We start from the raw sequence: 22497 nt of genomic DNA, 5'->3' as shown, positions 1-22497 counted from the left end.
GCGTGTCATGAAAAGTACGCCAACAATAATAAAATGATGACAAACTCTATGAAGCAAATGCCATGCCATACCAGTAGAGGGTTACGCTTAATGAGCGGTTCTGGGTCACGGCTGTGCGCCTTATTATCGGGATTAAAGTCCTGTAAAAACTCACCAATGGCTTGATAGCGCGCGTTAGTATTGACATGCAGCGCACGCATGAGTGCCTGTTGGCTGGCGTCAGGTACGTTCTGTTGCCGTAGCGGCTGCGCGGGCATCATTAGTGTTTGGTTTGGCATCATTAGTGTTTGGGTATTAAATGGCAATTGCCCCGTCAGCAGTTCATAACCAATCACAGCAATCGAGAACAAGTCAGAATGCACGCCTTTTGGTGCATCGGTGTAATATTCTGGTGCAGCATAGTGCAAATCACCATTTGGTGGTCGAGTGCTGTCTTTTAAGATAGAGGAGCTGGCGGAACCAAAATCAATAAGTTTGACGGCGCCAGATTTGGTTAAAAGAATGTTTTCGGGTTTGATGTCTTGATGCAACAGATAATTGCGATGCATGACTCGAACCGCCATGCCAATTTTGGTGAGTAAATCAAAGGTTTGCCACACATCACAAGGCGTATGACGATCCATAAAGTCCCGTAAACTCTCACCAGCGATATATTCAGTCAAATGATATAAGTATGTGGTACTTGCTGGTACTGGATAGTAACGCAGCAGCCCCGACTCACTGAGTCCAGAACCCACGTTATGACCAATATTATTGGATGCAGGATTGATAGGTAATCGATTGGGGTCAGCTTGATTGTAAGCCGACTCGCCCGCGCGGCGATGTTTTGATAGGCTCAAACCAATTTTGCGTTCCTTTAAAAAATCACGCAGATAGTGACCATCGGCCACAGAGTCTAAACTAGGCGATTTCAAGACAAAGTCACGGTTGTCTTCATCTTGTACCCAGTACACGTGACTGCGAGCCGTGCGGGCAATGATACCAATCACAGTAAAGCCATCAATATGATCGCCTATCTGTAAATCGGTTGGCAGCTGGTAGCGATTCACATCATGTATGACCGTATCCAGATTATCAAAGTCAATGCCATTTAAATGACCAATACCTTTAGCGCCATTGATAGAAGGGAAGCGGGCTGACCGTGTGTTCATACTCAGCATAACCATGCTTAGATTGTCATGACTACCTGCAGTAAAAGCTTGCTCGCACACGGTTTGACTGGTATTGAAATCTAGCGGTAATTTGTGTGTGGTTGCCATCAATCGAAATATATCAGTCGCACTGCTGCACAGCTCAAATTGCAACTCTGTGGGCTCTATATGCTCATAAACCCCATCTGTCATGATAGCCAAACACTCGTTTTGATGAAGAGTAAATACCGATTGTTGTAGCTCTAACTGACTATCTGCGCCGATTGCTGCAGCAAGCGCGCCTTTATCTTGGCCGCGGTGCACACGGTGATCTTTGCTCAATACTGTCAGACAATCTACCCCAACGCGGTATATTCGAGAGTCGCCTGTATGAAATAGATGAATACGGTCACCAATACAGAGCAAGCCTGATAACGTAGACAACAACGGCGGCACCCTTTGATACGCTTGAGGAAAATATAAGATGTCGTTGGCTTTGTTGACTGCTGTTTTGATGATACTAGCAACTTGATCATCGTCAAAACTGATGGATGACGTCTCATCTTGTGAGTGTGCCAACTCGGTCAAACCCAATGTGATTTTGTGGGCAATAGTATTCACCACCAGTCGACTTGCCTGTTTTGGAAACTGGCAAGCACTGACCCCATCTGCCATCAACACCAATAATGGCGCTGATGAGGACGGGTGAGATCTTGCTTGAGATATTGAGCGATTGGCACTAGATGATTCTTCACCTGAACATTGATAGGGCAAGCAGGTGGTAATAAGTAAACTGTCTTGATTTTCCGTCTTGCGACCTGCCATGGTGAAAAAATCAAGCCACCATAATGCAGTACTAGCATCATCAACATCCTTACTGTCACCAGTCTCATCAATAGCGTGGCTATCAATGCTCTGGCTGACATCATTGGCAACAAACTGACCTGACTCTATCAAAGATGACGGATTGCCTGTATTAAAATGAACCGCCATCTCATCAGCGTTTTGGTACATATCACCATCCGCATTTTGACTATTGTTTCTATTGGCGTGTGCTATCGTCATCTGTCTTCACCCCGTACTATCTATGACTCACTTGTATTTCGGCAAATGTACCATCTGGCATTTCTTCAATAATGATGCCTTCTGGTTCTTTTAAGAAAAACAATGCAAAGAATCCAGCCACTGCTGTCGCGGCAATCACAAAGAAAAACACCTGATAAGACACCAGACTCAGCACCGTTAAATACACCACTGATCCAACATTGCCATACGCGCCTGTCATCCCTGCAAACTGCCCTGTCATGCTGCGTTTGATCAGAGGAATCACCGCAAAAACAGCACCCTCACCTGCCTGTACAAAGAATGAGCAAAACATCGTAATTAATAGTGCCAATGCAAGTGGCCACGTTGAGTCAAGGAAGCCCATTAACAGATACCCGATGGCCAAACCAGCTGTCAAAATCAATAAAGTTATTTTGCGACCAAACTTATCACTGAGCCAACCGCCGCCTGGACGTGACATGAGATTCATAAAGGCATAGCTCGATGCCAATACCCCCGCCATCACAATCGATAAACTAAAAGTTTCTTGGTAAAACAGAGGTAGCATTGACACGACGGCAAGCTCTGAGCCGAACGTAGCAAAATACAAAATATTTAAGATACCCACCTGCTTAAAATCATAACGATGCGCCACTGGTACAGGCGTGGTGAAAACCTCTTTATTAAAACGGTAGCTACTAACGAATTCGTAAACATACAATATCGCAAGGCCAATATAGACCATGGTGACACTAGACTGGCTCAATAAGCTCACACCATCAGGTGATAGTTTCCATGCCAATAATGCCAATGCCAAATACATAGGCAGTTTAAAAACCATCATTAACCAAAAATCACCCGATGACGTCACCATCATGGCACCTGATTTTTTAGGTTTAAAATAAGTAGCGCCTTTGGGTGTATTACGCGCCATCTTATAAAAAATGATGCTATAAAGCGCCATCACGACCCCTGATGTGGCTGTTGCATAACGCCACCCTTCATCACCACCGAACACTGCTGCTGCACCAATCGCTATAGTTGGTAATAACAATGCCGCTGCTGCCGAGCCAAAATTACCCCAACCGCCATAAATACCTTCAGCCGTCCCCAATTCATTGGTTGGAAACCAATCACTCATCAAACGAATACCCACCACAAAACCTGCACCAACAAAACCCAGCAAAAACCGAGACAGCGCCAAGGTGTTGTAATCCTGAGCGAACGCAAAGGTAAAACAAGGAATAGCGCCAATGGCTAAAATGGCGGTATAAACAATGCGAGGGCCAAAACGGTCTGTCAGCATCCCGATAATCACACGGGCAGGAATGGTCAATGCTACGTTTAAAATGAGTAACGTTTTGATTTGGTCTTTACTCAGATTGAGTGTTTCTCCAATCGCTGATAAAAATGGTGCATGGTTGAACCATACAAAAAAGGTAAGGAAAAATGCCATCCAACCTAAATGAAGGATTTTATTTTTACCCGTAAATGACAAAACATTAAGCTTGTCTTTACTAGGTGCAACGGGGGCTGATGATGACATAGGCAACTTCCTCAAATGATTAACTTCAGGGTTCTGACAACGTACTAAAGGTACTAGGTGTTCAAAAAATGCAGTGTTCAAATATGATAAGTAGCAATGTTTCAGGCGGTGCAATGGTTATGCCAGTTATTTGTGTACGCTGCCAAATCTATATAAAGACCAACGCTTATTGAGTCTCTAGGCGCCTTTACTGGCGGGTCTATAACCATCATCACACCTGACGCTTATGCTAATAAAGCATTAACACAGCAGGTTTAAAACACTCCATCAGCCTCCCTTATAAACAGCAATAACATCCAACGTGGGGCACAGCAGTATCTATTTTGGTGCATTAACTTCTGACATTGCAGTCGGCAACAACGGCATCTATCCTGATTTTTGGTAAGTAATAGAGCTAGCCATACTCACACAAAAACCTTTGTACATAAGCGACTGGTCCTGATAAAGCATACCTTTCTATCTAATAGCAACGCGCAAAAACTCAGTCAATCAAAGTGCCATGGCATGATTATTGAATGCTCTGTAATAGTAGGTATTAAATGCTGTTTATCAGCTGTTGTTGAGAAACGAAACCGTTTATAGCGTGATAAAAAAATAAACGATGACCGTATCCAACCAGCCCCATTACTAAGGACAGACGCATGAGTAGCACTGCATTGAGCACAGAAAGTAAAGGCAATTTGGTGGTGATTGGCAATGGTATGGTCGGTCATCACTTTATTGAACGAGCAATTGAGCAAGGACTACACCAGCAATTTGACATTCATGTGTTTGCTGAAGAAGACCGCCCTGCTTATGACCGTGTTTATTTGTCGAGCTACTTTGAACATAAAGATGCCAGTAAGCTGAACCTAGTAGATTTAACAGCTTATGAATTATCAAAAGTTAATTTGCATTTGAATCAGTGCATTGTAGATATCGATTCGGCCGGTCAGCGTATTACTACTGAGGCAGGCGAGATTATTGAATACTCTGAGTTGGTACTAGCGACGGGCTCATATCCTTTTGTGCCGCCCATCCCAGGTCGCGAGCATCCGCATTGCCACGTATACCGTACCATTGCGGATTTAGATGAGATTTTAGCGATTGCTGAGCTGCCCACTGTCAAAAAAGGCGTGGTGGTTGGTGGTGGCTTACTGGGACTTGAGGCTGCAAAAGCGCTCGTTACGCTAGGGCTTGATACTTATGTGGTCGAGTTTGCGCCTCAATTGATGGGTGTTCAACTTGATGCCGCTGGCGGTGAGATTTTAAAGCGAAAAATAGAAGCACTGGGCGTCAAAGTGCTAACGGGGAAAAATACCAAAGAGATTCTGTCTAATACTGCGCCGAACTCTGATGACACCAGCGGTGATGATCAATATTTAACCATGGAGTTTACAGATGGTACCTCTCTAACGACCGATATGATTGTGTTTAGCGCCGGTATTAGACCGCAAGACGATCTTATTAGAAACAACCCAGAATGCGGTATCGAAATGGGCGGGCGTGGTGGCATCTTGATCAATGAGCAATGTCGCACCAATGCTGATCATGTTTATGCCGTGGGCGAATGCGCAGTATGGGACAACAAAGTATTTGGCCTGGTGGCTCCCGGCTACAATATGGCCAGTATCTGTGCCGCGCAAATTGCTGGTGATAGCAAGCAGATATTTACGGGTGCCGACATGAGCACCAAGTTAAAACTGATGGGTGTGGATGTAGGCAGTATTGGCGATGCACATGGCACGAGCGAAGGCAGTTTAAGCTATCTGTATCAAAATCCTGCTGAAGGCATCTATAAAAAACTCGTCACCACACCTGATAACAAACGCTTGCTTGGTGCCGTATTGGTAGGCGACACCGAAGACTATAACAACCTATTGCAATTGTATTTAAATGACATTGACCTACCTGCACATCCCGAAAGTCTGATACTACCCAATGTCGAAAAACCCGTGATGGGCATCGACAATCTGCCAGATACCGCCACGATTTGCTCTTGTTATAACGTGACCAAAGGCGCTATCTGCTCCGCCGTCGAAAACGGCGCATACTCCGTCAGCGATGTAAAAACCATGACCAGTGCCGGTAGTGGCTGTGGCGGCTGCGCCCCTATGGTCAAAGATACGGTCAGCTATCAACTCACCGCCATGGGCTTCGAAGTAAACAATGACTTGTGTGAGCACTTTGCGTACTCTCGTCAAGATTTATATAGCCTGATTCGTGTGCACGGTATCAAAACCTTCGATGAATTATTGACTGAACATGGTAGCGGTCATGGTTGTGAGATATGTAAACCGACGGTCGCCTCTATTTTGGCATCGTGCTGGAATGACTATGTACTCAAAACCGAGCTGACACCACTACAGGACAGTAACGATTACTACTTAGGTAATATCCAAAAAGACGGCACTTATTCCGTCGTACCGCGTGTGCCGGGCGGTGAAATTACCGCAGACAAGCTCATCGTACTGGGTCAAGTAGCGAAGCAGTTTAATTTGTACACCAAAATCACTGGTGGGATGCGGGTCGATCTGTTTGGCGCACGCATGGAGCAATTGCCTGATATTTGGACGCAACTGGTGCAAGCAGGCTTTGAGACTGGCCATGCCTATGGTAAATCCTTACGTACCGTGAAATCTTGTATTGGCAATAACTGGTGCCGTTACGGTGTCGACGACAGCATTGGCCTCGCCTTGAGGTTAGAAGATCGTTATAAAGGCGTGCGCTCACCGCACAAAATCAAGATGGGTGTGTCAGGCTGTATGCGCGAATGTGCTGAGGCACAAAGTAAAGACTTTGGCATGATTGCGACTGAAAACGGCTGGAATTTATTTGTCTGCGGTAATGGTGGTATTACCCCACGTCATGGCGAGCTGTTCGCCACCGATCTCGATACCGAAACCATGGTCAAATATATCGACCGCATCATTATGTTTTATATCAAAACAGCGGACAAGCTACAGCGCACGTCAAAGTGGCGTGAAAGCTTAGATGGCGGGCTTGACTATCTGAAAGCTGTCATTATTGAAGACAGTTTGGGCATAGCAGATGAGCTCGAAGCACAAATGCAATTGTTAGTCGACAATTACGTGTGTGAGTGGGCAGCAACAATTAACGACACCGAAAAACTTAAACGTTTCCGTCATTTTGTAAACAGTGAGCAAGGCGATGAGAATGTCGTTTTCGTGACCGATCGTGAACAGATTCGCCCAGCGACTGATGCGGAAAAAGCAACCATCAATCTGGTTGAATTGGCCTAGCCAATGATGAGTGCCTTGTTTGTTATCACAAAAAGCAAGGCACAGTTTTTTGACTCATATTTTGCAAATTGCAGCTTGTCACTCACAATTTACCACTCATACAGAGCAATATTATCATCACTAAGGATACCGCCTCATGAACCAACAGACTATTTGTACACTTGACGATATCATTCCTGAAACTGGTGTGTGTGCACTGATAAATGGCAAACAAATTGCTATTTTTCGCACCAAGCAAAACGATTTATTTGCTCTTGATAACTACGATCCATTCAGTCAAGCCAATGTACTGTCTCGGGGTTTGATTGGTGGCACCACGATTACAGATGATACAGGAACAGCAAAAGAAGTACTTTATGTGGCTTCACCTATCTATAAGCAGCGCTTTAACCTTGCTACTGGTCAATGTCTAGATGACGACAGTATCGTGCTCAACACCTATAAATTTGAACTTGATGGAAATAATGTGGTGGCAACATATGAATAATAAGAGACGTTATCCCTCATTTTGAAAACTTTGACATGTCACTAATAATTGCTGTATTAATCTAAAACATCCTTTGAGTCTGAGATTCAAAGGATGTTTTATTTTTGACAACCACGCTGAAATACCATGCATTAAACGTTTCAACATATTTAGCCAAACTGAAAGGCCGATATTTGAGTTTTTAGCACTTGCTCAGAATAGATTTTGCGCCCTGTATCACTCCCTGCTGCCCCTGCTATCACCATAAGCGGTAGCAAATGCTCTTCTGCACCCAATACATGTGAATCAAGCGCGTGAGGAGCCTCTGACCAATTCGCAAGGGCTACAAGTCGCTCATCTGAATCTACCGATTCCACAGTATTAGTCAGCCATTCATCAAAACGTTCTGACGGTTCAGTAAAACTGGTATCGCCATAACCGCGCATATTATGAAAACTCATGCCGCTACCAATAATCAACACCCCTTCTTTACGCAATGATGCCAGCGCTCGACCTGCAGCCAGATGCGCCTTTGGGTCTAGATTGTTACGTAGTGATAGCTGCACCACTGGAATATCGGCCTCAGGATACATCAGCTTTAAGGGTATAAAAGTCCCGTGATCAAATCCTCTCGTGGTATTTTTTTCATTAGTGATACCTGCATCGGTAAACAATTGGCTAATCCGCTCGGCCAATACTGGCGCGCCACATGCAGGGTAAGTCAGTTGATAGGTATGATCAGGAAAACCATAATAATCATAAATGAGCTCAGGTTTCGTGCCAGCGGTAATACTAAATTCAGATGTCTGCCAATGCGCACTAACCATCAAAATAGCTTTGGGACGCTCAGGCAATCGATTAGGAATACTTTTTAAAAATGTAGCCATGTTATTCCACGTATCAGCCGGTTGCCAATCCATGAAAAAGCACGGCCCCGCACCATGAGGGATAAAGAATACTGGCTGTGTGACCGAAATCGACTCGTTGCCCATTCGCTTTTACTCCATTATGCTTCACTTTAATGCTCAATAACCCAATAATAAATACCAATGTTTAAGCTGAGAAATGGCTCTAGATGACGCAAGTTTTAAACTGCTGACAGCTATTAAATCTGCTCGACTTTTCCTGATAGCATTTTGTCGATACTGAAACTTCCGCCCCCTTGTATCATTAACGCGAGCGAAGCCACCATCAATGTCAACGCGTATTCGTAACCACCATTATCAGCAAATAATCCATTGCCGATATGGACAGAAAAAATAGCCACCAACATGGTAAATGCTGCGGCTAAAGCGGCTGGTCTGGTTAGCAAACCCAATACCAGAGCAAGACCACCAAAGAATTCAGCGCCGCCTGCCAATATCGCCATTAAGTAACCAGGTTCCATACCCATACTGCTTAACCATTGAGCCGTACCTGCTAGCCCATTACCACCAAACCAACCAAATAGCTTCTGGGCACCGTGGGCTGCCAAAATCAGGCCAACTGGTATACGAAGAACTAAGGCCGCTGCTCCAGCGTTCGATGTCAAAACTTTATTTAGTAGTGATGTTGTCATTGATGCTTACTCCAGAATGTATGATTAGGATAAATAGTGTCGGAAATGATATGAGCACACTTTACTATCAACGATATAAAAGAGTAAGCTAAGTTATATTGAATAATTATCAACGTATTGTTTATAATATATTTAATATTAGGATAAATACAGGAAAAAACATGGATAGAATCGATGCGATGCGTGCCTTTGTAGCAGTCGTGACAGAGGGCAGTTTTAGCAAAGCCGCCATCACGATGCAGCTCTCGCCGCAACTGGTGAGCAAGTATGTGGCAAAGCTAGAGGATGAACTACATACTCGCCTGCTTAATCGCACTACCCGTAAAGTGAGTATAACTGAGGCTGGTAGCCAATATTTTACGCATGCGCAGCAGGTTTTATTGAGCATTGATGAAATGGCGGCGCAATTAGGCGGCCTACAGCAGCACCCTAAGGGAATCTTGCGAATCAGTGCGCCTGTCTCATTTGCTTTAAAGCATATGGCAAGACTGATCACTGATTTTCAATCACAATATCCTTCTGTCACTGTTGACCTTCAGCTAAGCGATCGGAAAGTTGATATCGTTGAAGAAGGCTTTGATATTGCACTGCGTATCGGACAGTTAGAGAGCTCATCACTCGTCGCTAAGCAGATTGCGCCTATTCGCGTGGTTTTATGCGCATCACCTGAGTATTTAAAAATTCACGGCCTGCCTAAGAAACTTGAAGATTTGGAAGCGCATCGCTATTTGCATTACAGCTATATGAATGTTGAAACCAAAGGTCACATTTATAAGTACCTAAAAGCAAAACAATTCAAGGAGCATAGTATATTTCGTAGTAACAACGGTGACGTACTCGTTGAGGCGGCTATTGCAGGTGGAGGATTAATATTACAACCGACTTTTATAGCTAGTGATGCACTACATACTGGTAAGTTGGTCGTAGTGTTGCCTGAGTATGAGCCCGACCCTTTGGGTTTATATGCCGTCTATGCGCATAGAAAGCTGCTGCCCCATAAGGTCAGATGTTTTATTGACTTCATGACCGACTATTATGGTGCCCCGCCATACTGGGATGAGCACATCACGCAAGCGCCAAATAGCTAATTGCTTATTAATATCTAGCCAACCTTCTATAAAAGAGTGACAGCGTTAACCTCGCTTGAAGTATCACATATACCTCTGCACTCGGTTGCCTCGTCTCTCTTTTAAACTGAACCAACTATACATAAAGATATTTGATAGAGTAATGAGAAATTTGGCTTTATACACTATATGCCTCCCGCACCTTTACTTGATGCTTCACTATTCTCAACCAATATTGCGGCGGCTGTTGTTTTGAGTATCGCCCATTGTTCATCGTCGACATAGATACCTTCTTTCCACGCGCGCTGATGGGTTGAAAACAGTTCATCTGTTGATATTTTACGATCGAAATTTTGGGTGTCGTGTTCAATATCAAAGTTTTGAGTCGCAATCTCAATAATCATATCATTGGTATTATAGTTGGCTTGTGCCTTATCAAAAAAGTATAGATCAGGATAGATAAACCCTTGATTTAACGTGAATAACGTTTGTTTAGGTACAGAGCCATTGTCCCATTTAGCCAGACAGGCAAAACCCTTGCTTGCCAATCCTACCAGCTCACTATAAGCCAGCCAGCGGTTATGGCAGTTCTGCAAATAAATATGAAAATGCGTTAGATCACCCATTTTTTCAAGAGCATAATCAATGATAGCCGGCAAGTGACAAGCCAAACTGTTACCATGCAAATCTAAACGAATAGCACCTTCCTCTTGATGGACGATATCGATGGGCGTATCACGTTCAATTAAGATATACGGACTGGCATTATTAAAGTGCCTGACACCATCCAAGCCCGCCATCTGTAGCTCAGCGACCATAGTGGCAATCACATCAGCCTCGCCCACCTCTCGGTGCAGCCCAGTAAAGGCTTTGTATACCATCACGACGATTTCATTATGCGATACGATCATGAGTCAAACCTCCCTGTTCTGTCGACAAATCGGGTAGTAATGGAAACAGCCATTCATCACTATGCACTTCTGCAAATAAAGGCGCACCTTGAAACAAGGTAATCCGCACCCAACGATCGGATCTAGGATCAAATTTTGTCGCACCAAACATCGATAATTTACACCGTAGCAGATGCATGGGTAATGCGGTTTTATGCAAGACATTCATTTGAATATCACCCAGTGGTTTATGCCCCATCGTCCAAACGCGACGCGCAATTGAACGGTACTTTGGTTGATTTAAAGTAAACTCAGAAATCAGTTGTTGAGCATTGGCTTGCTTAAGCGCAAAATATAACCGGTTTGCTTGCCGTGCAATGTCTAATGCCAGCTCACGATCAGCGCCAGGCTCTTGCCCGCGTACACCCATGCGTGGCTCTTCTTTATCCACTGAACGATACCAAAACCAATAGCTGTTTTCAGGCTGGCTAAAATCAATATCAATCGCCCACTGATAATACAGCTCTAATACATCGATTAAATCTTGAATCACCTTTCCTTTCGGTAACGATAAAGCTTCATCAGCATTTACCTTTTTTTGAGAGGTATCGACACGCTCAGGATACAACTCCATTAAGCAAGATATGATGACTTCTTGACTCTCAAAACTCAGGTAATCGTGAGCTTGCAAAAACTCTGCCCATGTCGCGTAATTATTAATACTTATCATCAAATTGTTTTGTAGTACTGTTAACTCTGTGACGACCGCTTCATTGAGCTTAATTTGCTGCTCATTGATAGTGACGATTTCGCTAAAATGCTGAATGGCACGTTTGATTAAACTCGCAAAATGCGCCGTTTCTTTGGGTTCCACCTGACAGACCAACGTTGCTTGCAATGCCTCTTCACGCGTCGCAAGCCATTGGTCAACGACACAAGGATGGTTGATCAAATACGGTGCCATACCCAGACCCGTGGCATTACCAATCCCAAGATAACGTTTAATCTCTGGATGCAACGTGACTGCATTGCTACCACCTTTTTGCTTTGCCAAATAATCAACCCAATCTAAGCTAAACTCGCGCAGCAGGTAGACGGCACACATCTGTGCCCGAAACGATTGATCAAAGTCTTCACTATGCTCCAACGGCTTAAAATCATAAATACCAAACTTACCATTGCCATAGACAGCAGTGGTACGCAAGATATAACCAACTTGCGATAGCACAGCCAAGTCCGGTTGCTTACCAACAGCGAGCGAGCTGATAATATGGTCAAAGACCCTGACGCTCTTATTTGCTCGTGCCAGCACCATCACCATATTAGAGTTGCGACCTGCTTCTTGTAGCGGCACATTAGCTTGTAGATTATCTAATAGTTCTTCACTTATCTCGCCGAACACCAGACCAAAGGTGACATCCCACTTTTGAGCAATCACCCTATCATTACGCTCGTCATCAGCCAGCTCATTACAGAAAACCACCAGATGATACAAGTGCTCTGAAGTGTTGAGGCGGTAGATAACTTTGCCGTAACCTTGCTCATCCAAATCCCATAAGTGCGTACTGAGTGTCCATTTTTCTTTGTCAATTTTGCGTAGTAGTGTGCGCACAAAGCTAATACGGGTCTGATGCATTGCGCCCAATCTTTCTGCATTCATAATCACATCACGAGTACGAAAACCCGTACTAAGCGAGGGTGGTTTGACGTCGATACTTTTATTATTTGCATAAACCATGTTCATAATTTCACTACCTTACCTAATATACCGAGCCAGCAGCTTCGTTAATAATCTCAATGATGATATCTATTGGTAAATATAAAATTAGCGGTGTAGGTGATGGCTGTCTCATATTTACCGTTTAGTGATTTAGTGCTTCAATCAATTTTTTCAGCCAATTTTTCCTGAGCACGTTTTTCTTCACTAATTTTATGTCTGGTTTCTACCTTATTGGGACGATACAAGTCTTGCTCTCGCGCCATTTTTTGTGCGATTTGTGGTCCGTTCCATAACGACGGCAGCAGCACAAAAGACACGGGCACGGCGGTAATCACGATAAAGGACTGCAACGCTGTCACGCCGCCCGAACCTAGAGAGATTAAAACAATCGCCGTTACACCCATCATGATGCCCCAAAAGGTGCGAATCATGGCGTTCGGCTCACGCTCGCCACTGATGACCACACTGATGGTATAAGTCATCGAGTCGCCAGTGGTCACGATAAATACCGTCGTCAAAATCAAGAACAATATCGAGGTAATCAAAGGAAATGGTAGTTGCTGCGTGACGGCTAATAATGCACCGGGTAGATTGAAGCCTTCAAATGCACTACTGACACTACCAGGGTTGGCAATCTCGAATGCTAAACCAGAACCACCAACGACGGTGAACCAAAAGCACGTCACGAGCGGTGCAATAATACAAACGGTGGTAATTAATTGGCGAATCGTACGACCACGTGAGATGCGAGCGATAAAGATGGCCATCATCGGGCCATAGCCTAAAAACCAACCCCAAAAGAACACTGTCCAACCGCCAAGCCAACCTTCATCACCGCGAAACGTCGCCATTGGGATAAAGTTATCGACCATCGTACCGACACCTTGGATATAACCATTCACGATAAAGTTGGTCGGCCCAAATATCAGAATAAAGAGCATCAGGGCAACCGCCAATATGACATTAAAGCGGCTGAGCAACTGCATGCCTCGAGCAAGCCCACTGATCGCTGATAAGGTATAAAGCGCAATAGCAAATACAATAATGATGAGCTGAGTGGTAAACGTATCAGGGATACCAAACAAGGTGTTGAGTGCATAGCTGGTTTGTAGACCCAGAAAACCGATAGGACCAATCGTACCAGCGGCGACGGCGACGATACAGCAAGCATCGATAATCGCGCCCGTTTGACCAGTGAGTACGCGCTCACCAAACATAGGATAAAGAAGCGTACGAGGTTTCAGCGGTAAGCCTTTGTCATAATGCAGATGCATGACCACAATCGCTGTCAAACTACCGACAATCGACCACGCCAAAAATCCCCAGTGCATAAAAGACTGTGATAAGGCGTTAAAAGCCCGTTGTTGTAAGTCTGGTGATTCACCATATAATGGAGGTGCTGAAACGAAATGAGCAATGGGTTCTGCCGCAGCCCAAAAAACCCCGCCGCCAGCCAGCAACGTACAAAACAGAATAGCCATCCATTTGAAATTGTCCATTTCAGGCTTTGGTAAATTGCCCAAGATGACGCGACCAGTGCGACCTGCGCCAACCGCTAACGCGATAACAAAAGTAGCAAGAAGCAAAATTTGCCAGAAAGGACCGAAAATATTAGCCGACCATTGAAAACCAACATCAACGATCGTGGCTAACTGCGCTTCTGCAAAAATCGCCATGAGAACAAAGATCGTAATAAAACCGCCACTGTACCAAAAGGCAGGGTTTTTAAGCCCTAGCGTGTCAGCATCTGTAGAAATTAATGTGCTAGTGACCTTTTCCGCCTCTGTATCTGTATTGGCAGCGCTTGAGCGTCCTTGCTCATCTTGATTAAATCCCTTTAAATCGGCCATGATGTGGCTCCATATGCTAACGTTTCGTTATTTAAATCAGAGGGGTAGCAATGAGGATATAGCCAAACAACCTCACTATACATACTATCTAATTCGAAATTACCTACTTCAAATGGGTATACGCTATAAGACGACAGACGTCTTATAGCGATTTCGAGTAACCGTTGATTGAAACACTATTTTCAGACTGAGTGGTTAAGACAAAGGCTTTAAGCCTTGTTCTAAAAAATCGAACCAGTTTTGACCGATGACTTTTCCAGCATCACTTTCATTAAAACCGTGCTTTAGCAGACCGTTATAGATATTTTCCATACCGTCTTTGCCAGCGAACCATGGCAAAGTATCTGGCCAACCTGAATTATTGGCATTGCCTTCACCATAGTCCATGGCTTTTGACCAGCGTCCATTACGCATCCACTCAAGCACGGCTTGCGGCTGATTGAGACATAAGTCACTGCCAATCGCTAAATGCTCGACGCCATATTTATCAGCGCAATTGGCAATCATGGTGCAAAAGTCATCAAGCGTACAGTCACTACCATTTGGCAAATGAAACGGATATAAGCTAAACCCTAACAACCCGCCTGCTTGGGTCAAGGCACTGATGACCGTGTCTGATTTATTACGCAAGGCCTCATGAGCCGTGGTCGGATTGGCATGGCTGATACATATCGGACGCGATGACACTTCTATCGCCTCAAGCGTTGAGCGCTCAGCGCTGTGTGACATGTCAATAATCATACCGACACGGTTCATCTCAGCGATGGCCTGCTGACCAAAACGAGTAATGCCGCTGTCATTCTGCTCATAGCAACCTGTTGCTAGTAAGCTCTGGTTGTTGTAAGTCAGTTGCATAATCAATAGACCTAAGCGGCGCATCACGCTGATTAGGCCAATCTCATCATCAATTGGTGAGCAGTTTTGCGCACCGAAAAAGATGCCAACTTTGCCCTGCTCTTTTGCCGTTTTGATATCAGCCACTGAGTACACGGGCAAGATAAGATCTGAGTTTTGCTCAAAGCGTGCATGCCATTCAGCAAAGCGAGTCGTGGTTTGGCGAGCGTCTTCGTGATAGACCAAGGTGGCGTGTACCGCATTGATACCACTGGCTTGTAGCATCTTAAAGTAGTCGCGATCCCAATGGCTATACTGTAATCCGTCAATGACGATATGGTCTTGGTACATATCAATTCCCTTTAATACTTTTATAAGTGACCGCGATCATTTGCCATTAAGTGCGTGTTTACACCCTGTCGCGTCGATAGTGGCTAACATGCTTGTCAAGAAGGTCTCTAATACGCTTTTTGATAAGCGGTTTTGACGATGGTATAGAACTCTTTGGCATATTGACCTTGCTCACGCGGGCCAAAGCTTGACTGTTTACGGCCACCAAATGGTACGTGATAATCCGTACCTGCAGTCGCTAGATTGACCATGACACAGCCTGCTTGTACTTGCTCTTTAAACATCGCACTGCTACGCAAGCTTTGGGTGATGATGCCACCCGTCAGACCAAAGCGCGTATCATTGGTCATGGCAATCGCTTCTTCTAGGTTTTTGACACGCAAGACACACGCCAGCGGGGCAAACACTTCTTCTTGGTTGATATCCCAGCTGTTATCCGTCTCAGTAAACAACGTGGGCGACATATAATAGCCGTCATACGGCATCTCTAGACGCTCACCACCAAAGGCTAAATTGGCACCAGACTGTTTGGCCTTTTCGATCCAGTCCATGTTTGATGCCAGCTGCTTGTCATCGACAACAGGACCCATAAAAATACCGTCATCAAGTGCATGGCCGACCTTTAAGGTTTTCATTTTAGCAATCACACCATCCACAAACGCATCGTGGATACCGTCCATCACGATGAGGCGTGAAGAAGCCGTACATTTCTGCCCTGAACCGCCGAACGCACCAGCCACTGCTGCATCGATAGCAACTTGCAAATCGGCATCATCAGCGATGACCAAGGCGTTTTTGCTGCCCATCTCAAGCTGACAACGAATAAAGTTTGGTGCAGTCGCAGCCGCAACTTTGCGACCCGTTGGTACAGAACCTGTAAAGCTTACGGCATCGATATCTGTAGAATTAGTGAGCGCATCACCGACTGATGAGCCGCCACCCAATAGTAGGTTAAACGTACCTTCTGGCATGCCTTGACGGTGGATGATTTCAGCCAATGCCACTGCACTGGCTGGTGTTAAATTCGCAGGCTTCCAAATGACAGTGTTACCAAAGGCCAAAGCTGGCGCGATTTTCCATACAGCGGTGGCAGTTGGAAAGTTCCAAGGCGAGATAATGGCAACCACACCGACTGCTTCGCGGGTAACTTCGACCTTAACACCAGGACGCACTGAATCAGCGCTATCACCCATTTGACGCAATACTTCCGCTGCATAGTAATGAAAGAACTGACCAGCGCGGTAAATCTCGCCGCGACCTTCGGCAAACGGCTTACCTTCTTCAAGAGACAACAGCGTACCTAGCTCATCACAGCGAGCAATCATTTCATCGCCAATTGCTTGTAGGATAGACTGCTTTTTTTCTAAAGGAGTCGCTTCCCACTTTGGCTGAGCGTGACGGGCAGCAGCAATAGCGTCTTTGACTTGATCGCCACTGGCCTGGGCGAACTCACCGATAGTTTCAGTGATATCAGATGGGTTGATATTGGCAACGGTATTTACGCCTGCCTGCCATTCACCATTGATGTAAAGTGATTTGGTTGGGTCTTGCTGCAATATCTGTTGGGCGGTGTGAGCTGACATAAGAGCTTCCTTGATAAAGTATTAAATATTTGATTTATTGACTAGAGTACATTCAAAATTTAGGGCACAGCGGCATATACGACCAACTCAACCAGCATCTCTTCACGAGCCAATCCGGCTATCACCAATGCCGCACGATTTGGATAGGGTGCTTCAAAGTATTCAGCATAGACTTGATTGACTGTTTTTAGATAATCGCGATCGGTCACATAAATCATGACCTGTAATACCGAATCCATGCCAACATTGGCACATTCTAATGTGTGCTTAAGATTGTCTAGCGTTTGACGGGTTTGCGCTTCAATACCACCTGCAACCACATCACCATTTTCATCGATAGGAATCTGCGCAGTGTACAACGTACCATTGCTGGTGATTGCCCATTCTAAAGGGGCTTTAGATGCATAAAGTGAGGTTTTGATAGCTTGTTTGGTTGAATGAGTCGTCATGTCGTCAGATCCTTTGATAAGTGGTTTCAGCAGTAAGCGATCTGAAATTTATTTAATCATTGCCAACTGCTATATAACTTATCCTACTTAATTAATAACGATAAATCTAACTAATTAAATTTTAATCTTGATAGATTTAATCTATCATTTAAGATAAGTTATTGAATAATAGTCTTGGATGATCTGAATATGAAGCTACAGCAATTACGACATTTTTTATTTGTGGTAGAAGAAGGCGGCTTTCGTGCGGCGGCTGATCGCGCTAACCGTTCGCAAGCCGCCTTATCAGCCTCGATAAAGGAATTAGAAAAAACGTTAGGTCAGCGTTTATTTGAAGTGGGAAAAAAAGCCATATTGACGCCCTTTGGTGAAACCTGCTTACCAAAAATGGAGCAGTTCCTTACCGTTTATCAAGCGCTAGAAGACGATCTTAGAGCCTCTGCATCTGGCGATAAAGGCAAAATTAGAATTGCAAGTGTGCCATCACTAGTGACTAAATTATTACCTAGCGTGTTGGTCGAATACTCAAAAAAATATCCTGATATCGAGATTGTATTGATAGATGACAATTCTGTCGGTGTGGCCAATCGGTTATTGGCCGGTGAGATAGATTTGGCATTGGGCAATTGCACCAGTATTGATAAAGCAAATATAGATTTCACCTTATTGATATCAGACCCCATTGGCGTTGTCTGCCTTAAAGCCAATGAACTGAACAACGAGTTAAATCAATCGCAAGGGCTAACATGGCAGCAGCTCATGGCGCAGCCGTTTATCTATAACGGCACTTGCAGATTGCTCGAAAACACGCCAGCCGAGGCGCTCAATCGCAGAGCAAGATATACAGTAGAAAATATCACATCGCTATTTTCTTTATTGCGTAATGATCTTGGTATCACTACTCTACCCAAGCTTGCCTTCCCTGCTAATGAGCCCGATTTGGTTTGGATAGATTTAGTTGAACCATCTTTGAACCGACAGATAGGCATCTTTAAACTCGCTAATAAATCTATCTCTCCGCCCGCCCAAGCATTTTATAATCTCTGTATTGCGTATGTTCAAGAAAACTACTGGCTGTAGAGTGACAAGGTTTACTCTGAAGAAGAAAACCAAGACCTAAAATCAAGGTATCTTGCGTTAGATATAGTCAGCGAACTGCTAAACGGTTACGGCGTTACCTTCATTAGATGTACTACTTGTACAATCTGCAATCGGCTGCCTTGTACCCATTTTATAATTCTTTGACTATACGACCAAAAGCCTGACGCCAATCACTACAACAATCCTCATCTCTCTCATCATAAATACTCATAGCAGATTCTAGGTCTAAATCGAATGCATCCTCATTATTTTCTGCTAATGCTGTTAGTCGCATGGAATACCAAGCAGTGACGCCACCTGAAGGGTTGGTATCGAATCTTGGAAACTTTGAGTCACCACCTTCCATACTTAACCAGTCATTGGCTAGATTTGGATTTAATGCCATACCACGACCTATACTAACCATATCGACCGCGCCACTCGCAATAGCATCAACAGCTTGCTGACGCGTTTTAAAACCGCCTGTCGCCATAATAGGAATAGTGGTTATCTGCTTTGCACGTTGTGCAAAACTAACGAAGTAAGGGCCGCTACCAGAGCTACTGTCTGAGCTTGCAGGCGCTCCTGGGAAATAAGTACCACCGCTAATATCAATCAGGTCGATAGACGTCTGATCGAGGATACCAATCATTTTCATGGCATCTGCCTCTGTTAGGCCGCCTTTTAATTGATCTGTCGAGTTTATCTTGATGCCAATGGGGAATGTATCTCCCACCGCATCTCTAACGGCCTCTATCACCTCATGCACGACACGGAATCTTCCTTCTACAGAGCTACCGTATTCATCAGTGCGTCGATTGAACAACGGAGATAAAAACTGACTTAACAGAAAACCATGGCCTGCATGTATTTGAACGCCACCGAACCCTGCTTCTTTAGCAATAAGCGCTGCGTTTGCATACATAGTGGGTAATGCTTCGATGTCTTCTATACTCATTCCTTCGCATTGTAATTCTGCCAGATCTAATGCAGAGGGGCCTTTGGGTTTACTAACAGGCAAATATGACAATGCACCAGCGTGGCCAAGCTGCGGCCAAAGATGTGCACCATCGATAGATCCACGACGTGCCAAATCCTGTAATGCCTCGATATCTGAATTTGGGTTTAGTACTAAATTGCCAGGCTTCTCAGGATAATGAGGAGTACCTTGTACTTCGCCAATCAATGACAATGCGACGCCGCCTTGCGCCCAGCGCTCATAAAGACGTGATTGAGCATCCGTTGCATTACCACACCCATCACCGAGAGAATCTGACATTGCGGCCTTCGCCATTCGGTTTTTGAGCACTACCCCGCAAGGCAGTTCAAGTGGCTTACCTAATATTTCTGCTAGGTTGGTTGGATTAATTTTGGTCGTTGTTTGTTTCATTGGGACGCTCCATCGCCATATCGAAATATCTCGATATTGTATTTTAAAAACCTATCTTAGACTGTGAAAACAGTGTATTAAAGCTTTAGCAGTTCTTTCTCAACCTCGTTGAGAAAAGCTTTAATATTAGCCTCATCGCGTTGATAAAATGTCCATTGTCCATGGCGTTCAGCAATGACCAATCCTGCTTTTTTTAATACACCCATGTAATTCGAAATGGTTGATTGTGACAATCCTGCTTTTTCTTGGATATATGCCACACACACACCGTCTAAATCAGCATGCTCTGGTAATGAGGCTGGAAAGTTCGACCTGTCTTTTAGCCATTCAAGGATTTGACGGCGCATAGGATTATTAAGGGCGGATATTACATTTTCTATATTCATAAATCATGGTATCTCGATATACTATCAAGAGTCAATTACTTCTCTAGCACAACCTTGCTTAATAATTTGATCAATCATAGCGTCCTATTAAAAAACCAGCTACCTTAACGTCTTCTTAACAGGCCCCTTGTTATGGTGAGGAATATATTCCCTATAACTCTGTTGAGAAGCCAGATTATGTCAATACCTCAATTAATGAGCACCAATGATACTAAGACTTATAATAAAAATAGAGATATACACACAATAAGCAAAGTGTCTAATCGCGAGATTAATCTCCATTATTTGATTATAATCGTTGCGCTCTACTTGGTCGCCACGGCGAATATTGGGTTTTTTGAGCAAGTGCTGAATATTTATCCTTTTCGAACGCATATTGCTTTTATAACATCCCTCGCAGGTCTGTTATTCGGACTTATGTGGCTACTGTTTCAGTTGCTATGCTATCGTCCAATTGCAAAGACCGTGCTGATTGCGATGGTATTGATAGCTGCTGTATGCGGGTACTTTACGGATGCTTACGGGACGATATTTGACACCAACATGCTGATCAATAGTATGGAAACGGACCAAGCCGAAGCAACGGGCCTGATGGCACCAAGCTTTTTTATTCGTCTTATTTTATTGGGCATCATACCCGCTTTTATTATTGCCAAAACCCCTATAAAACGTAGTCCTTTACGTCGTGCTGTCTTACAACGCATTATGACTTTGATACTGTCGCTTGCTTTTATAGGCGCATGCCTTTTGCCCTTGGGCGATCAATATGCCACCTTTTTTCGTCAACACAAAATCATCCGTAGTTACGCCAACCCCATCACCCCTGTCTATTCTGTTATCAAACTGGGCACTGATTACATTGATGAACTACGTCGGCCTGACACGTTGATACTGCATGCGACCGATGCCAAGCGTCTAGCGCCTGTCACTGCGACGGGCACTAATGCAGCAAAACCTAAGCTAATGGTATTTGTCGTCGGTGAAACCGCCCGTGCCGATCATATTAGTCTCAATGGCTATCAGCGCGATACCATGCCATTACTGGCTAGCCAGCCAGACATTTATAGTTTCAAAAAAACCACCTCTTGCGGGACGTCTACCGCTTACTCGGTACCTTGTATGTTCAGTTATGCCAATAGAGAAAACTATGACTCTAAAAATGCAGACTATAATGAAAACGTACTGGATACGCTACATAAACAAGGTGTCAACGTTATTTGGCGAGACAACAACTCTAGCTCTAAAGGTGTGGCCGATCGCGTCACGTTTGAAGACTATAAAACCGCTGAGACTAACCCTAATTGCGATGTTGAATGCCGAGATATTGGTATGCTCGATGGTTTTGACAAACTTGTCAAATCAGGCGAGACACCTAAAGATACGCTGATTCTATTACATCAAATGGGCAATCATGGTCCTGCTTATTACCAGCGTTACCCTAACGAGTTTGAAGAGTTTAACCCTGTCTGTATGACCAATGAGCTAGCTAAATGCGATGACCAGTCTGTTATCAATGGTTACGATAATGCCATTCGTTATACCGATTACTTCTTAGATAACGTTATTGATACGCTAAAAAATTATGAGCAAGACTATGATGTGGTGATGGTATATATCAGCGATCATGGCGAGAGCTTGGGGGAAAACAATATTTATTTGCATGGTTTACCCTATAGTATTGCACCCGATGCCCAGAAGCAGGTGCCAGTCATTATTTGGTCGCCTACTAGTAACAGTATTGATAATCATAGTCTTGCTCGTATGACTGACCAGCCTGTATCACATGATTTCATTACGCCCACTTTACTCAGTTTCTTCGGTATCATAACCGATGAAGTGGCAGCAGAACCCACTTTTTTTAAGCTGGCCAGTTAGCGTTTTAATCCATTCACGACTGGCATTTATGCACGA

The 22497-nt window shown here is 44.3% G+C and carries 17 protein-coding genes; 5 read left to right on the top strand and 12 right to left on the bottom strand.

Going from position 1 to position 22497, the window contains the following annotated elements; genetic code table 11:
- Positions 1–5: 5 nt before the first annotated feature.
- Positions 6–2195 carry a bifunctional protein-serine/threonine kinase/phosphatase gene (locus tag DFP82_RS14005; RefSeq protein WP_342767481.1) on the bottom strand — a complete coding sequence of 730 codons (2190 nt, stop codon included), beginning with the start codon at positions 2193–2195 and terminating at the stop codon, positions 6–8.
- 16 nt (positions 2196–2211) lie between these two features.
- Entirely contained in the window at positions 2212–3720 is a 1509-nt protein-coding gene (locus DFP82_RS14000; RefSeq protein WP_110924339.1) for a NarK family nitrate/nitrite MFS transporter, read from the bottom strand.
- 641 nt (positions 3721–4361) lie between these two features.
- Here DFP82_RS14000 and nirB point away from each other — a divergent pair.
- Both nirB and nirD read left to right on the top strand, forming a co-directional pair.
- The gene (nirB, locus tag DFP82_RS13995; RefSeq protein WP_110924338.1) at positions 4362–6962 is read left to right on the top strand and encodes a nitrite reductase large subunit NirB; all 2601 of its coding nucleotides are present in this window, start codon (positions 4362–4364) and stop codon (positions 6960–6962) included.
- A gap of 136 nt (positions 6963–7098) precedes the next feature.
- The gene (gene nirD, locus DFP82_RS13990) at positions 7099–7449 is read left to right on the top strand and encodes a nitrite reductase small subunit NirD (protein WP_110924337.1); all 351 of its coding nucleotides are present in this window, start codon (positions 7099–7101) and stop codon (positions 7447–7449) included.
- 149 nt (positions 7450–7598) lie between these two features.
- Here nirD and DFP82_RS13985 read toward each other — a convergent pair whose 3' ends face one another.
- Positions 7599–8420, bottom strand: a complete 822-nt coding sequence (locus DFP82_RS13985; protein WP_110924336.1) for a DODA-type extradiol aromatic ring-opening family dioxygenase — start codon at positions 8418–8420, stop codon at positions 7599–7601.
- Positions 8421–8533: 113 nt separating this feature from the next.
- Complete coding sequence (locus tag DFP82_RS13980) at positions 8534–8986, bottom strand: DoxX family protein (RefSeq protein WP_110924335.1); 453 nt, start codon at positions 8984–8986, stop codon at positions 8534–8536.
- Between the two features lie 161 nt (positions 8987–9147).
- Between DFP82_RS13980 and DFP82_RS13975 the strand changes: the two genes are divergently transcribed.
- The gene (locus DFP82_RS13975) at positions 9148–10074 is read left to right on the top strand and encodes a LysR family transcriptional regulator (RefSeq protein WP_110924334.1); all 927 of its coding nucleotides are present in this window, start codon (positions 9148–9150) and stop codon (positions 10072–10074) included.
- 164 nt (positions 10075–10238) lie between these two features.
- On the opposite strand, the gene DFP82_RS13970 is transcribed toward DFP82_RS13975, so the two are convergent.
- The 6 genes from DFP82_RS13970 to DFP82_RS13945 all read right to left on the bottom strand — a co-directional run bounded on the left by DFP82_RS13970 (position 10239) and on the right by DFP82_RS13945 (position 17730).
- Positions 10239–10964, bottom strand: coding sequence for a DUF3726 domain-containing protein (locus DFP82_RS13970; RefSeq protein ID WP_110924333.1), 726 nt, complete (start codon positions 10962–10964; stop codon positions 10239–10241).
- Positions 10948–12687, bottom strand: a complete 1740-nt coding sequence (locus DFP82_RS13965; RefSeq protein WP_245905735.1) for a hypothetical protein — start codon at positions 12685–12687, stop codon at positions 10948–10950. The genes DFP82_RS13970 and DFP82_RS13965 overlap by 17 nt, the downstream gene beginning before the upstream one ends.
- Positions 12688–12821: 134 nt before the next feature.
- Positions 12822–14513 (bottom strand): BCCT family transporter, encoded by a 1692-nt coding sequence (locus DFP82_RS13960; protein WP_110924332.1) that lies wholly within the window; start codon positions 14511–14513, stop codon positions 12822–12824.
- Between the two features lie 195 nt (positions 14514–14708).
- Positions 14709–15698 (bottom strand): membrane dipeptidase, encoded by a 990-nt coding sequence (locus DFP82_RS13955; protein WP_110924331.1) that lies wholly within the window; start codon positions 15696–15698, stop codon positions 14709–14711.
- Between the two features lie 107 nt (positions 15699–15805).
- Complete coding sequence (locus tag DFP82_RS13950; protein WP_110924330.1) at positions 15806–17281, bottom strand: aldehyde dehydrogenase family protein; 1476 nt, start codon at positions 17279–17281, stop codon at positions 15806–15808.
- Between the two features lie 59 nt (positions 17282–17340).
- A complete protein-coding gene (locus DFP82_RS13945) occupies positions 17341–17730 on the bottom strand; it encodes a RidA family protein (RefSeq protein WP_045445827.1) in 390 nt (129 codons plus the stop codon).
- 189 nt (positions 17731–17919) lie between these two features.
- Between DFP82_RS13945 and DFP82_RS13940 the strand changes: the two genes are divergently transcribed.
- Positions 17920–18810: a LysR family transcriptional regulator gene (locus DFP82_RS13940; protein ID WP_110924329.1), complete on the top strand. Its 891-nt coding sequence runs from the start codon at positions 17920–17922 to the stop codon at positions 18808–18810.
- 151 nt (positions 18811–18961) lie between these two features.
- On the opposite strand, the gene DFP82_RS13935 is transcribed toward DFP82_RS13940, so the two are convergent.
- Both DFP82_RS13935 and DFP82_RS13930 read right to left on the bottom strand, forming a co-directional pair.
- Positions 18962–20200 (bottom strand): NADH:flavin oxidoreductase/NADH oxidase family protein, encoded by a 1239-nt coding sequence (locus tag DFP82_RS13935; RefSeq protein ID WP_110924328.1) that lies wholly within the window; start codon positions 20198–20200, stop codon positions 18962–18964.
- A 77-nt stretch (positions 20201–20277) separates the two neighbouring features.
- Entirely contained in the window at positions 20278–20586 is a 309-nt protein-coding gene (locus DFP82_RS13930) for an ArsR/SmtB family transcription factor (RefSeq protein WP_110924327.1), read from the bottom strand.
- A 177-nt stretch (positions 20587–20763) separates the two neighbouring features.
- On the opposite strand from DFP82_RS13930, the gene DFP82_RS13925 reads away from it, so the two are divergent.
- Entirely contained in the window at positions 20764–22461 is a 1698-nt protein-coding gene (locus tag DFP82_RS13925; RefSeq protein ID WP_110924326.1) for a phosphoethanolamine transferase, read from the top strand.
- Positions 22462–22497 lie beyond the last annotated feature (36 nt).

Origin of the sequence: Psychrobacter fozii, from assembly GCF_003217155.1 — a bacterium.
GTDB lineage: Bacteria > Pseudomonadota > Gammaproteobacteria > Pseudomonadales > Moraxellaceae > Psychrobacter > Psychrobacter fozii.
Note: the sequence above shows the minus strand (reverse complement) of the source record. Positions and strands in the feature narration are given on the sequence as shown.